At 70.2% G+C, this 446-nt stretch carries 1 pseudogene; it reads right to left on the bottom strand.

The features are described from left to right. A pseudogene (locus tag GVL52_RS29050) lies at positions 1-446 on the bottom strand (AMP nucleosidase); the annotation flags it as partial.

The raw sequence follows: 446 nt of genomic DNA, 5'->3' as shown, positions 1-446 counted from the left end.
GCGGGCATCTGCGGCAGGCGCGGCGGCGGCACGCCGAGTTCGTCGCCGGCCTCGGCGGGCAGGCCGGTGCGGCGCGTGACCACGTTGCCGGGCTCGATGAAGGCCACGTATTCGCTGTCGGGGGTCGCCATCTCGGCGTGGCCGAGGCGCACGAATTCGTCGATGTAGAACTGGTAGTTGGTGAACAGCACGAAGTTCTGGAACCACTCGGGCGCGGTGCCGGTGTAGTGGCGCAGGCGGTGCAGCGAGTAGTCCACGCGCGGCGCGGTGAAGAGCGACAGCGGATGCGCCTCGCCCGCGCGCGGCTCCCAGGTGCCGTTGGCGATGCCGTCGTCCATGGCGGCCAGGTCGGGCAGGTCGAACACGTCGCGCATCAGCATGCGGCGCTCGGCCGTGAGCGTGCCCTCGATGTGGTCGTGCTCGGCGAACGAGAAGTGGATCGGGAT

The organism is Rhizobium sp. 18055, assembly GCF_902706285.1.
In the GTDB taxonomy this organism is placed as follows: domain Bacteria; phylum Pseudomonadota; class Alphaproteobacteria; order Rhizobiales; family Rhizobiaceae; genus Rhizobium.
Note: the sequence above shows the minus strand (reverse complement) of the source record. Positions and strands in the feature narration are given on the sequence as shown.